A 12,681-nucleotide genomic window follows, 5' to 3' on the forward strand; every position below is an offset into this window, starting at 1 on the left:
GGCAATTCACACCAACGGGGGCTCGCACCAGCGGGCTGAGAGGACGGCTAGCCCAATCGGGCGTCAGGGCCGTCGACCGTATGAACCTGACCGGATAATGCCGGCGTAGGGAGGAAGAATCATGGGCTCGAGCACGTCTTCTGACGGGGCGGTCGACACCGTCACCACCGGTCCGATCCAGGGCAGCGTCAAGCACTACCAGGAGGTAGACGGCCTGCGCATCCCGGTTCGCCGCATCAACCTCACCAACGGCGACCACTTCGATGTCTTCGACACCTCCGGTCCGTACACCGACGACAACGCGGTGATCGACCTCGAGGCAGGCCTGCCGAAACTGCGCGACGAATGGGACTCCCCCGCCGTCGACGGCCCGCCGACTCAGCTCGCCTGGGCTCGCCAGGGCATCATCACCCCCGAGATGCGGTTCATCGCCGCCCGCGAGGGTGTCTCGCCCGAGCTGGTGCGTGACGAGGTGGCGCTCGGTCGCGCGGTGATCCCGGCCAACCACAACCACCCGGAGCTGGAGCCGACCATCATCGGCAAGAAGTTCCTGGTCAAGATCAATGCCAATATCGGCAACTCGGCGGTGTCGTCGTCGATCGCCGAAGAGGTCGAGAAGATGGTGTGGGCCGCGCGCTGGGGCGCCGACACCATCATGGACCTGTCCACCGGCAAGAACATTCACGAGACCCGCGAGTGGATCCTGCGCAACTCTCCGGTCCCGATCGGCACTGTGCCGATCTACCAGGCACTGGAGAAGGTGAACGGTGATCCCACCAAGCTCACCTGGGAGATGTACCGCGACACCGTGATCGAGCAGTGCGAGCAAGGTGTCGACTATATGACCGTGCACGCGGGGGTGCTGCTGCGCTACATCCCGCTCACCGCCAAGCGGGTGACCGGCATCGTCTCGCGCGGTGGATCCATCATGGCCGCCTGGTGTTTGGCGCATCACCAGGAATCGTTCCTGTACACGCACTTCCGTGAGCTGTGCGAGATTCTCGCGAAGTACGACGTGACCTACTCCCTCGGTGACGGCCTGCGTCCCGGCTCCATCGCCGACGCCAACGACGAGGCCCAGTTCGCCGAGCTGCGCACCCTCGGCGAGCTCACCAAGATCGCGAAATCCTATGGCGTGCAGGTGATGATCGAGGGCCCCGGCCACGTGCCGATGCACAAGATCGTCGAGAACGTTCGTCTGGAAGAAGAGCTCTGCGAAGAGGCCCCGTTCTACACTCTGGGCCCGCTCGCCACCGATATCGCGCCCGCCTACGACCACATCACCTCGGCCATCGGCGCCGCGATCATCGCCCAGGCCGGCACCGCGATGCTCTGCTACGTGACGCCCAAGGAGCACCTCGGCCTGCCCAACCGCGACGACGTCAAGGTCGGCGTGATCACCTACAAGATCGCCGCCCACGCCGCCGACCTCGCCAAGGGTCACCCGCACGCCCAGGACCGCGACAACGAATTGTCCAAGGCCCGTTTCGAATTCCGCTGGCACGACCAGTTCGCGCTCTCGCTCGACCCCGACACGGCCCGCGAGTACCACGACGAGACGATGCCGGCCGAGCCCGCCAAGACCGCCCATTTCTGCTCGATGTGCGGTCCGAAGTTCTGCTCGATGCGCATCTCCGCCGACGTGCGCGAGTACGCGGAGAAGCAGGGGCTCACCGATGTCGCCGCGATCGAGGCGGGCATGGCCGAGAAGTCCGCCGAGTTCGCCGACCAGGGCGGCAAGGTGTATCTCCCGGTCGTCTCCTGACCGCTAGCACTGTCGACGCCCGTCCGATCTCCCCGATCGGGCGGGCGTCGCACTGTGCAGGTGTGCTGCGTGCACCCCTGGATTTCGGGGCTTTCGCTCGCGGTGCCGCTCGGTAAAGTTGGCGGCGTGTCGACCTACCGACACGCCGAACACTGGAGCTGAACCACATGAAGCGCATCGTCGCCGGAGCCCTCGCGGCCGCCGCCCTGTCCCTCGCCGCCCCGCTCGGCACCGCCTCTGCGGCATCGCTGCCGGTCGCCGACTCCGGGTCCTCGTCCATCGGCTGCACCTCCGACACCAGCCCGTGCGCCCTGCGCCCCCTGTTCGACCTGTTCACAGCTCTGACCACGGGCAGCGCGTAGAGCGCGATCCCGCCACGAAGGGTCGGCGGGGTAACGTCGGCGAGGTGGCCGATGCCTTCTATCTCACCGACCCCGCCGACCCCGATCGGTACATCTCGACCGAGCTGACGCGCGGCCCGTGGTCGCCGGACGCCCAGCACGCGGGACCACCGTCGGCGCTGCTCGGGCATGTGATCGAGCGGTGTGCGCCGCGACCGGGGTTTCAGGTCGGGCGGGTCGCCGTCGAGATTCTCGGGCCGGTGCCGCTGGCTCCGCTCACCGCGCAGGCGAAGGTGGTGCGGTCGGGGCGCAGTGTCGAGCTGATCGAGGCGACCTTGTCGTCGGAGCGTGGGCCGGTGATGCAGGCCACTGCGTGGCGGCTCAAGCTCGCCGAGCCCGCGCTCGATCTGCCCGCGGAGTTCTTGCCGACCGGCACCAGGCCGCTGCCCGCGGCGGCGGAGCCGGAGGCGTTTCCGTCCGAGCAGGAGATCGGTTTCCACACCGGTATCGAATATCGATTCACCGCAGGCTCTTTCGCCGCGCCCGGTCCCGCTGTCTGCTGGATCCGGTTGAAGTACCCGATCGTCGCGGGCACCACCCCGAGTCCGCTGGAACGCACACTGGCCGCCGCCGATTCCGGCAACGGGGTCAGTGCGGTCCTCGACTGGTCGAAATACCTGTTCATCAACACCGACCTCACCGTGACCCTGCATCGTCAGCCGGTCGGTGAGTGGGTGTGTCTGGACGCGGTCACCCATCCCCAGCCGCACGGCATCGGCCTCGCCGAATCCGCGCTGTTCGACGAGACCGGGCCATTGGGTCGCAGCACCCAAACGCTGCTGCTGGCACCGCGTTAGCGACTGCCAGATCGCGGGGGCGCCGCTGGCTGATCCGCGACACCCGTCAGGTGCGGCCGTGCCTCAGTGGCGCGGCTTCACCAGGTCAGTGTTGCCATGCTTGAGCAGTTCGGAATCGAAGGTGCTGTCGGTCCGGAACGGGTCACCGGTGCCGGTGGTGATCAGCCCGTACAGGCTCTTGGTGATGTAGCCACCCCAGGCATTGGCGCACACTTCGTAGCATTCGTCGGCGGGCCGCAAACCCACATGGGTGAAGCGGATTTCGGTGCCGCCGTCACGGTCGATGAGGTCGAAAACCACGTCGGTGCCCTCCCATTCGCTGGTGTCCGCGATGAAGGAGATGTAAGCGTCGGTGACGTGCCACACCAGGCGCTTGCCAGGGATCGACTCGGTGGTGGTCATCGTGCAGCGGTGGGCGCCGGGGACCTCGAAGCGGTAGCTGTCGCCAACGGCTCCTGTGGTGCCTTCGATGGTCTCGTTCCACCAGCCGCGGACATTGTTGATCGCCGCGAATGCTTCCTCGGGGCTCGCGTCGACAGTCGCGGTCGCGGTGAAGTTGTTGTCGCTCATGAGTTTTCCTTCGGTTCAGCCGTCCAGGTAGTTCCGGAGGGCCTCGAATGGCCTGTCCCAGTCGCGGGCCACGGCGGCCAGAAACTGTTGGGCCACTTGCATAGGAGCGGAGTCGAGGCGGTAGCGCACCCTGCGCCGCTCCCCCGGTTCCGCGATCACCAGGCCCGCATCCGCGAGCAGGGCAAGGTGTTTCGCGATCGCCTGCCGGGTGATGGGCAGTCGATCGGCGAGGTCGGTCGCGGTGGCCGGACCGTGCTGAGCGAGTGCGGCGAGTACCGACCGCCTGCTCGGATCGGCCAGCGCGACGAAGACCCGTTCCGCGGTGGCCTCCAGCTCAGGCCGCATCGAGGTACTCGACGAGCTCGCCCAGCTCGCTCTTCCAGCCGCCGACATTGCCCTCGAACGCCTCCTTGTGCGCTTCATCGGGCAGTTGGGCGAAGCCGGTCTCGGTTACGGTCAGGCGGGTTCCAGCACCGACCGGCTCGAGGCTGAACTCCACATAGGTGCGCCGCGGGTCGTCGTCGGGCAGTCCGTTGATCGGCCAGGTGTAGCCGAACACCGATGGCTCCTCGACCCGCTCCACCCGTATGTCCGCGGCGAACCCTTCCTTCCAGGTCATCCGCATGTCCCCACCCGGCCGCAGGTCGATCTCGGCGGTATTGCCGAACCAGCTCCCCAGCCCTTCCGCGGTAGTGATCGCCGCCCACACCTTGGCGGGCGGATGCGCGAGCTCGACGGTCCGCACGATCTGATCAGGGAATCCCATGACGCCTCCTCTAATAGCAACTGATTGGTTGCTATTCAATGTATTGCAACCGATTGGTTGCGTCAAGGGTTGGTCCGGCATAATCGCCCAATCCACCGCGTTCTAGTCAGTTTTCTGACTGGCCGAAGCCGAAGTGGTCGATTTCGCCAGTGCACGTCCGAACCGTCGGCGGCGCACAACATCGGCGACCTCATCCGCGCAGCGTGTCGGGCGAGCTACGCCTTGTCGAACCGAGTGTCGACGAAGGACTTGAAGTCGACCTTGCCGGGGATGGCCTTGGCCTTCGTGAAGGCGTCGGCGATCTCCTGTTCGGAGGCGATGACCTGGTCGGTCAGCTTGATCGGCTCCTTGATCGAGCGGGTCCAGGTGGTGCGGGAGGCGTCGACGCTGATCTGGGTCAGTTCGGCGTACTTGGTCGACCAGGTGTCGAGGTTGTCCGAGGACCACTTGGTTGCCGCGGCATAGAGCTGGAAGAAGTCGGCCAGCGCGGCGGATTTGCCCGCGTCGGCGACGGTCTTGTTGCCCGCGACCCAGAAGTTGTAGCCGTTGGCCGCCTGGTCGGCGGTGGCGATCGACTTGGCGCCGATCTCCTTTTCGGCGATGGCGGTGTAGGGGTCCCAGGTGGCCCAGGCGTCGACGTCACCGCGGGTGAGCGCGGTGTAGCCGTCGCCGGGGGCGAGGTAGACCGGCTCGACATCGCTGAGCGACAGGCCCGCCTTCTGCAGTTGCAGGAGCAGGTTCGCGTTGGCCGAACTGCCCTTGTAGACGGCGACCTTCTTTCCTTTGAGTGCCGCGACGGAGCCGATGGTCGAGTCCTTGCCGACCAGGATCGCGTCACCCTTACCGGTGGCCGAGAGCGCGCCGACGATCTTGATGTCGGCGTCGGCGGCCGCGCCGAAAATTACTGGGGTATTGCCTGTTTGGGCGATATCGATGCCGCCCGCGCTCGCCGCCTCGACCAGCGGCAGACCGGCGGTGAAGGTGGAGAATTCGATCTTGTAGGGCAGGTTCTCCAGTTGCCCCGATGCCTTCAACAGCACCTCGATCGAAATCGCCTTCTGATCACCGACTTTCAGCGTGACGGTGCTGAGGTCGACCGGCCCCGAGGGTGCGGCCTCGGTCGCCGCGTCGTCGCCGCAGGCGCTCAGTGCGAGCGTTGCGACAACAGCGAGGGCGAGACCTGCCAGGCGGGACATCGGATTGCGTTTCACTGGGGCAACTTTCGTGCGATGGTGCGGAGGGGATCAGTGGGTGACACCGAGCAGCGCGAGCAGCTGCGTCGCGTACTCGGCGACTTCCGGCGCGGCGGCGGTGCGTGGGCGTGGCAGTTCGATGGCCACGTCGGCGGCGATGCGGCCATCGTCGAGGACCAGCACACGGTCGGCCAGGGTGATCGCCTCGAGCACGTCGTGGGTCACCAGCAATACGCCGAATTCGCGCTGGGCGTGCAGGCCGAGAAGCAGGTCGTGCATCGTCAACCGGGTCAATGCGTCGAGGGCGCCGAAGGGCTCGTCGAGCAGCAGCAGGGTCGGCTCGGCCACCAATGCCCTCGCCAGCGCGGCACGTTGGGCTTCACCGCCGGACAGCGTGAGCGGCCACGCGTCGACGCGACCGGCGAGGCCGACCTCGGCGAGCAGGTCGCGGGCGGCTTGCTCGTCGGCACGTCGATGGCGTGGCTTCGGCCTGCCGAGGGCGACATTGCGCACCACCGGCTGCCACGGGATCAACCGCGCTTCCTGGAAGACGATGGTCGGCCTGCCCTCGACGGAAACCGCACCGCGAGTGGCGGTATCGAGTCCACCGAGAATGCGCAGCAGCGTGGACTTGCCCGATCCGCTTCGTCCGACCAGCGCGACGATCTCGCCCGCGCCGATCTCGAGATCGATCCCGTCGAGCACAGTGCGTTCACCGAATCGCTTGCTCAGCCCGGTGATTCGCGCGGCGGCCGCACGGGTCGGCCGAGCGGAGATGGGGGTGACAGTCGCGGCGGCAGCGGTCATGATGTGAACCTCGTAATCGAACGGCGGCGGGTAGCGGGCCTGCCGACCAGCGGGACAGGGTGGGTCCGCTGGTCGGCGGAGGTGGCGGACATCAGCGGTGCACCGCCGGGCGCCAACGCAGGGCGCGGCGTTCGAGCAGCCGCACGATCGAGTCGGTGAGCAGGCCGAGCAGGCTGTAGACCACCAGGCCGAACACCACGATGTCGGTGCGCAGGAATTCGCGGGCGTTGTTGACGACGAAGCCGAGTCCCGCACTGGCATTGATCTGTTCGGCCACGATCAGCGAGAGCCAGGCGATGCCGAGGCTCTGGCGCGCACCGACCAGAATCTGCGGCAGCGCGCCGGGGAGGACGAGCAGGCGCAGGCGTTCGACGAGTCCGAGGTGCAGGGCGCTGCCGAGTTCGAGCAGTTTCGGGTCCAGCTGGCGGATGCCCGAGAAGGTATTGAGATACAGCGGGAAGAACACGCCGAGCGCGATCAGGTAGACCTTGGGTTCCTCGCCGATGCCGAACCAGATGATGAACAGTGGGATCAGGCCGAACAGCGGGATGGTGCGGATCATCTGCAGCGGCGGGTCGACCGCGTACTCACCGATCTTGCTCAGGCCGGCGAGCACACCGAGCGCCAGCGCGAGCACCGCGCCCAGCGCGAAGCCGTACAGCGCGCGCTGGCCGGACACCAGCAGGGCCTCGGTGAGCTGGCCGGATCGGTAGGTCTCCAGGCCGGCGTCCAGCACCGCGGACGGCGCGGGCAGCTTCTTGGCGGGAATCGAGCCGCTGGCGCTGGCGAGCTGCCAGATGAGCAACACCGCGATCGGCGAGAGCGCACGAAGGAACCCGGGGCGGCGGTACAGCGGGATCCGTCGCTCGCCGGTTTCGGTGGGCCTCTCCAACAGCATGCGAGCATGGTGCCCGCCCGAGGCGGCACACCGACAGGGTTCGAATCAGCTCGAGGATTTGTCGGCTCTGCTGGAGATCTGCTGTACCGCCCAGCTATTGCCGTCGGGGTCGCTGAAGAAGACGAAGCCGACATTGTCGAGCCGATGCGGGACGGGCCGCGGATTCTCGCCGAGCTCCTGCACCGCACTGACCTCGACCCCGCGCGCCACCAGCTCCGCGTGCGCCTGCTCGATATCAGGGACCACGAGTTGCAGGCCCTTCAGCGAGCCGGGCGGCATCTCCGGCACGGCACCTTTACCGATGACGATCGAGCAGCCCGAGCCGGGTGGGGTGAGTTGCACGATGCGCACGCCGTCGGAGATCACCGTGTCGTGGTCGACGGCGAAGCCGAGCTGGGTGGCGTAGAAATCCTTGGCCCGGTCGATGTCGGAGACCGGGACGATCACAACTTCCAGAGTCCAGTTCACTACGCGCCTCCGCGTTGTAGTCCGGGTGAAATCCCAAGTCTGCCAGCCCGTACACAGCAGGGGCCAGGTAAGCGCTCAGGACCGACGTTCCCAGCGCCAGGCGAATTCACCGGTAGCGGGGGGCGGACCAGGTAGCCGCCCCTCAGCGGTGAGCCCGTCGATCATCAACGCGAGGACCCGCTGGCGCAGTTCGGCGGTGCGCACCGGGTCCGGCATCGTGATCGCGGCGCAGGCCTCGAAGATCAGGCCGAGGTCGAGGGCGTCGACATCGGGGCGAAGCCTGCCGCTCGCGTGGGCGCGGCGGACCAGTTCCTCACCGGCCTCGCCCGAGTGCATCACGTCGGGCAGCATCGACTCGTCGGGAGTGAAGGTGCCCGCCAGCCGCACGGTGAGCGAGTGCACATCGGCCTCGACGACCCGTTCCAGGAATCCGACGAACCCCCGCCACCCATCCGAATCCTCCAGCGCCGCATCGGCTTCGGTGTTGAACCGCCGCAGCCCTTCGTGGCAGAGCGTGCGCAGCAGCACCTCCTTGCTCGGATAGCGCCGGTAGAGCGCGCTGATCCCGACCCCCGCGCGTTCCGCGACGGCGGCGATCGGCGCGTTCGGATCGTCGAGGAACACCGCGCGGGCCGCATCGAGGATCAGTCCGTTGTTGCGCGCGGCCTGCGCCTTGCGGCCGGGCAAGCGTGGCTGATCTGCGGTTTCGGTCTGGTTCGCCATGAATATCAGCCTACCACTTGAAACGGAATGATCCGTTCTGCTACATTTGGAACAGAACGAAACATTCCGTTTCAATAGGAGGAGTCGACATGGCCACCATCACCCCGTTCCGGATCGAAGTTCCGCAGGCCCGGCTCGACGATCTCGCCAACCGCCTGCGCGGCGCCCTGTACCCGGACGAGCTGCCCGGCGTCGGCGACGCGTACGGCGTGCCTGCCGGCCGGGTCAAGACCCTCGCCGAGTACTGGCTCGAGGAGTTCGATTGGCGTGCAGTGGAATCCGAGCTCAATGCCTACCCGCAGTTCACCACCGAGATCGACGGCGAGGACATCCACTTCCTGCACATCCGCTCCTCGCGCGCCGATGCCACGCCGGTGATCCTCACCCACGGCTGGCCCGGTTCGGTCCTGGAATACCTCGACGTGATCGCGCCGCTCACCGAGCCGGAATCGGCCGATCAGCCCGCCTTCCACCTGGTCATCCCCTCGCTGCCCGGCTTCGGCTTCTCCGGCCCCACCCGCAGCACCGGCTGGAACCGCTACCGCACCGCCCGCGCCTGGGCCGAGCTGATGGATCGCCTCGGCTACCAGCGCTACGGCGCCATCGGCAACGACGGCGGCTCGATGGTCTCGCCCGAAATCGGCCGGATCGCCCCCGACACTGTGATCGGCGTGCACGTCACCCAACTGTTCTCGTTCCCGTCCGGCGACCCGGCCGAGTTCGAAGGCCTCGACGAGGCCGATATGGCCGCGCTGCACCATCTTCAGTGGTTCCACGCGAACAAGATGGCCTTCAACACCCTGCACAGCCAGCAGCCGCAGACCCTGGCCTACGCGCTGGCCGATTCCCCGGTGGGCCTGCTCGGCTGGAACGCGCAGCTGTTCGGCGAATCGCTCGACGCGCGGTTCGTGATCGCGAATGTGGCGCTGTACTGGCTCACCGGGACCGCCGGTTCGTCGCTGCGCTTCTACTACGAAGACGCGCACGCGGGCGAGCAGCCGACCGAGCCGACCACGGTCCCGACGGGCCTGGCGATGTTCGCCGGCGATTTCCAGTCGATCCGCCGGTTCGCCGAGCGCGACCACAGCAAGATCGTCAGCTGGAATTCCTACGACACCAGCGCGGGCACGGGCGGCGCGAACGACGCGGCCGGGCACTATGCGGCGCATGAGGCACCCGAGGTGCTGGTCGGCGACATCCGTGAGTTCTTCGCCGGGCTCGCCTGATTCTCTTCAGGTGCCGCGGCCCACGCTCCCCTCATCGGTGCGTGGGTCGCGACCCATTCGAATCATGCACCAGCGCAGTGTGATACGCGCACCAAAGTTGCCAATCAGTGATGCTCGTGCAGCTCACCCCACGCCGGGAACGGATCGGGGTAGCCGGTCCACGCGCTCGCGCCCGCCGCGAACTCGGCGTCGGTGAGCAGCGCGGCGTCGAGCTCGCGCCGGACAGCGGGCGCGTCGAGGCGCACCCCGATGAACACGAGTTCCTGTCCGGCGGGAACTTCCAGTTCCGACCACCACGCGCCGGGTTCGAAGGTGATATTCGGACCGGCCTGCGACCAGATCGCCGCCAGCTCGGGGCGACTCGCGATCCAGCAGAATCCCTTGCTGCGCAACATCCCCCGCAGTCGCGCGAGCACGTCGGCCAGGCGCTGCGGATGGAACGGGCGATCGGCGATGAAGCTGATGCTGCTGATCCCGTATTCCTCGGTCTCGGGAGTGTGCCCGCCCGCCAATTCCGCTGCCCAGCCTTCGGATTCGGCGGCGACTTCCAGGCTGTAGCGGCCGGTGGCGAGCACCTCGGACAGGTCGACGACACCCTTCTCGGTGCGCAGCACGTGGGCGCGCGGGTTGAGCCTGCGCACCGTCGCCTCGACGGTGGCCGCGGCGTTCGCGCTGACCAGGTCGGTCTTGTTGATCAGCAGCACGTCGGCGAACTCCACTTGGTCGACCAGCAGATCCGCGATCGAGCGGGCGTCACCCTCCCCCGCTTCGAGATCGCGCTCGGCCAGCGCCTGTCCGCGAACCAGTTCGGCCAGGAAGGTGGAGGCGTCGACGACGGTGACCATGGTGTCGAGCCGGGCGATGTCGCCTAGGTGGAACCCGTCGTCGAACTCCCAGTCGAAGGTGGCGGCCACCGGCATGGGTTCGGAGATTCCGGTCGACTCGATCACCAACTGGTCGAAGCGGCCCTCGCGCGCCAGGCGGGCGACGGCCTCGATCAGGTCCTCGCGCAGGGTGCAGCAGATGCAGCCGTTGGTGAGCTCGACCAGCTTTTCCTCGGTGCGGTCGAGGTGCCCCTGGCCCGCGATCAGCGCCGCGTCGATATTGACCTCGCTCATGTCGTTGACGATGACCGCGACCCGGCGGCCGTCGCGGTTGGCGAGGATGTGGTTGAGCAGCGTGGTCTTGCCCGCGCCGAGGAAGCCGGACAGGACGGTGACGGGCAGATGCGTCAGGGAGTTGGTCACGAGAGTTAATGATAATGGTTTTCATTTTCTAGCGATTGCCTGGGTCTCGCGCAGACCGGCACGAGCCGTAGGGTTGGGGCGTGAAGATGTTGCCGCTGACCCCTGATGGCCAGACCCCCGTTCGCGCGCTCACCATCGCGGGCACCGACTCCGGTGGCGGCGCCGGCATCCAGGCCGATTCGCGCACCATGGCGCTGTGCGGGGTGCACGCGTGCGTGGCGGTGGCCGCCGTGACCGTGCAGAACACGGTGGGCGTCAGCGGTTTTCACGAGATCCCGGCGCAGATCGTGGCCGATCAGGTGCGGGTGGTCGTTCGCGATATCGGCATCGGTGCCGCCAAGACCGGCATGCTCGCGTCCACCGCGATCATCGAGGCGGTCGCCGGGGTATGCGATGAGCTCGGGATCGGGCGCGCCGGCACCATCCCGCTGGTGGTCGATCCGGTCGCGGCCTCCATGCACGGAGATCCGCTGCTACACGCGGAAGCCCTCGAGGCAGTACGTAACACGCTGATTCCGCTCGCGACGGTCGTCACCCCGAACCTCGACGAGGTGCGCCTGATCACCGGTATCGAAGTGGTCGACGACGCCACCGCACGCAAGGCCGCCGAGGCATTGCACGCGCTGGGGGCGCAGTGGGCGATCGTGAAGGGCGGGCACCTGCGCGCCTCGGAATTCAGCACCGACCTGCTCTACGACGGCGACACCTTCCGCGAGTTCACCGCACCGCGCATCGCCACCGGCAACGACCACGGCGGTGGCGACACCCTGGCCGCGGCGATCGCCAGCGCACTCGCCAACGGCTACTCGGTGCCCGACGCCGTGGAGTTCGCCAAGGAGTGGACCTACCGCTGCCTGGCCGCTTCCTACAACCTCGGCGCAGGTCACGGCCCCGTCTCCCCGCTCTGGAGACTGCACACCGACGCTTAGCGTGGCGTCGCGAACTTGTCGGTGCCCAGGTTCATACTGAACCCATCGCACCCCCAGCCGACCCCAACGGCGTGATCGGCGAGAACAACGGAGTTCGTGTCGGGCGCGAGGATTCAGTCGAGACCAAAAGCGTTGTGCAGAGGTTTCGATGGGTCGATTTTGACCCCGTTGAAGCGGGCATGTGCCTGTGCCAATGCCGAGATACTCTCGGCCAGATAGTCGACGAAGCGCTCGACCGGCATCGCCGATACTTCGCGTTGATTCGCGCCGAGCCACCAGTCCGTAGCCGAGGCGACCGCACCGAAAATCGAATAGTTCACCAATTCGATCCCGGTCACGTCGATCGATTCCGTCGGGAGCAGGCCCGCGAAGAATTCCGCTGCGCGCCTTGCCGATTGACGGGCCGCGACCAGCGCGCGTTCGGTTTCCTTGGCCTGCTGGCTGAAATGGCTGTGCAGCATGAACCGGAAGACATTCGGGTGTGCCGACACCACCGCCACATACTCGGTAGCCGCGGTGTGAACGAGTTCGGCGATGGAATCGTCGGTGAGGTTCACGCTGGTGAGCACGCGCTCCCAGAGCATGTCGCGCACGCGGTCGACGATCGCGTTGTACAGGTCGGTCTTGTCCTCGAAATGGCGATAGAGCTTCGGCTTGGCCGCGCCGGCCTCCTTGGCGATATCGCCCATGCTCACATCGGGCCCGAACTGATCCAGCGCCCGGAAAGCCGCATCGACGAATTCGATGCGCACCCGCACGCGATGCTCGCGCCAGCGTTCGGTCCGCGCGTCGACACGACGACGCGGCGCCTCGTCCGTTTTGGGGTAACCGCGCGTCACGGTAGTAATACTAGGGCGGGCAGGCCCGCGGGCTACGCACCCCACCGAGAGT

At 67.0% G+C, this 12,681-nt stretch carries 15 protein-coding genes and 1 riboswitch; of the genes, 5 read left to right on the plus strand and 10 right to left on the minus strand.

The window, feature by feature from the left end:
- The first annotated feature begins 4 nt into the window (after positions 1-4).
- A riboswitch (TPP riboswitch) is annotated at positions 5-129 on the plus strand.
- From thiC to ACFWO8_RS04835, 3 genes are all read left to right on the plus strand, one after another.
- Entirely contained in the window at positions 122-1,765 is a 1,644-nt protein-coding gene (gene thiC / locus ACFWO8_RS04825; protein WP_378942245.1) for a phosphomethylpyrimidine synthase ThiC, read from the plus strand. It overlaps the preceding riboswitch by 8 nt.
- A gap of 167 nt (positions 1,766-1,932) precedes the next feature.
- Positions 1,933-2,127 (plus strand): hypothetical protein, encoded by a 195-nt coding sequence (locus ACFWO8_RS04830; protein ID WP_378942254.1) that lies wholly within the window; start codon positions 1,933-1,935, stop codon positions 2,125-2,127.
- A 44-nt stretch (positions 2,128-2,171) separates the two neighbouring features.
- Positions 2,172-2,963, plus strand: coding sequence for a thioesterase family protein (locus tag ACFWO8_RS04835; protein WP_378942259.1), 792 nt, complete (start codon positions 2,172-2,174; stop codon positions 2,961-2,963).
- 63 nt (positions 2,964-3,026) lie between these two features.
- Here the strand turns inward: ACFWO8_RS04835 and ACFWO8_RS04840 are convergent, their stop codons facing one another.
- The 8 genes from ACFWO8_RS04840 to ACFWO8_RS04875 all read right to left on the minus strand — a co-directional run bounded on the left by ACFWO8_RS04840 (position 3,027) and on the right by ACFWO8_RS04875 (position 8,388).
- Complete coding sequence (locus ACFWO8_RS04840; protein ID WP_378942264.1) at positions 3,027-3,533, minus strand: SRPBCC domain-containing protein; 507 nt, start codon at positions 3,531-3,533, stop codon at positions 3,027-3,029.
- Between the two features lie 15 nt (positions 3,534-3,548).
- A complete protein-coding gene (locus ACFWO8_RS04845) occupies positions 3,549-3,878 on the minus strand; it encodes an ArsR/SmtB family transcription factor (RefSeq protein ID WP_378942270.1) in 330 nt (109 codons plus the stop codon).
- The gene (locus ACFWO8_RS04850; protein WP_378942279.1) at positions 3,868-4,299 is read right to left on the minus strand and encodes an SRPBCC domain-containing protein; all 432 of its coding nucleotides are present in this window, start codon (positions 4,297-4,299) and stop codon (positions 3,868-3,870) included. The genes ACFWO8_RS04845 and ACFWO8_RS04850 overlap by 11 nt, the downstream gene beginning before the upstream one ends.
- Positions 4,300-4,514: 215 nt before the next feature.
- Positions 4,515-5,495 (minus strand): aliphatic sulfonate ABC transporter substrate-binding protein, encoded by a 981-nt coding sequence (locus ACFWO8_RS04855; protein WP_378943222.1) that lies wholly within the window; start codon positions 5,493-5,495, stop codon positions 4,515-4,517.
- A 48-nt stretch (positions 5,496-5,543) separates the two neighbouring features.
- Positions 5,544-6,299 carry an ABC transporter ATP-binding protein gene (locus ACFWO8_RS04860; RefSeq protein WP_378942284.1) on the minus strand — a complete coding sequence of 252 codons (756 nt, stop codon included), beginning with the start codon at positions 6,297-6,299 and terminating at the stop codon, positions 5,544-5,546.
- Between the two features lie 91 nt (positions 6,300-6,390).
- Positions 6,391-7,197 (minus strand): ABC transporter permease, encoded by an 807-nt coding sequence (locus ACFWO8_RS04865; RefSeq protein ID WP_378942294.1) that lies wholly within the window; start codon positions 7,195-7,197, stop codon positions 6,391-6,393.
- A gap of 45 nt (positions 7,198-7,242) precedes the next feature.
- On the minus strand, positions 7,243-7,665 hold the full coding sequence (locus ACFWO8_RS04870; RefSeq protein ID WP_378942302.1) for a VOC family protein: 423 nt from the start codon (positions 7,663-7,665) through the stop codon (positions 7,243-7,245).
- Positions 7,666-7,740: 75 nt separating this feature from the next.
- Positions 7,741-8,388 carry a TetR/AcrR family transcriptional regulator gene (locus ACFWO8_RS04875; RefSeq protein ID WP_378942309.1) on the minus strand — a complete coding sequence of 216 codons (648 nt, stop codon included), beginning with the start codon at positions 8,386-8,388 and terminating at the stop codon, positions 7,741-7,743.
- Positions 8,389-8,477: 89 nt separating this feature from the next.
- On the opposite strand from ACFWO8_RS04875, the gene ACFWO8_RS04880 reads away from it, so the two are divergent.
- A complete protein-coding gene (locus ACFWO8_RS04880; RefSeq protein ID WP_378942314.1) occupies positions 8,478-9,614 on the plus strand; it encodes an epoxide hydrolase family protein in 1,137 nt (378 codons plus the stop codon).
- Between the two features lie 104 nt (positions 9,615-9,718).
- On the opposite strand, the gene ACFWO8_RS04885 is transcribed toward ACFWO8_RS04880, so the two are convergent.
- On the minus strand, positions 9,719-10,861 hold the full coding sequence (locus tag ACFWO8_RS04885; RefSeq protein ID WP_378942330.1) for a GTP-binding protein: 1,143 nt from the start codon (positions 10,859-10,861) through the stop codon (positions 9,719-9,721).
- A gap of 80 nt (positions 10,862-10,941) precedes the next feature.
- On the opposite strand from ACFWO8_RS04885, the gene thiD reads away from it, so the two are divergent.
- Positions 10,942-11,790 carry a bifunctional hydroxymethylpyrimidine kinase/phosphomethylpyrimidine kinase gene (thiD, locus tag ACFWO8_RS04890; protein WP_378942344.1) on the plus strand — a complete coding sequence of 283 codons (849 nt, stop codon included), beginning with the start codon at positions 10,942-10,944 and terminating at the stop codon, positions 11,788-11,790.
- Positions 11,791-11,903: 113 nt separating this feature from the next.
- On the opposite strand, the gene ACFWO8_RS04895 is transcribed toward thiD, so the two are convergent.
- Positions 11,904-12,629 (minus strand): TetR/AcrR family transcriptional regulator, encoded by a 726-nt coding sequence (locus ACFWO8_RS04895; RefSeq protein WP_378942351.1) that lies wholly within the window; start codon positions 12,627-12,629, stop codon positions 11,904-11,906.
- Between the last annotated feature and the right edge of the window lie 52 nt (positions 12,630-12,681).

It is taken from the genome of Nocardia sp. NPDC058480, assembly GCF_042720495.1.
In the GTDB taxonomy this organism is placed as follows: Bacteria; Actinomycetota; Actinomycetes; order Mycobacteriales; family Mycobacteriaceae; genus Nocardia.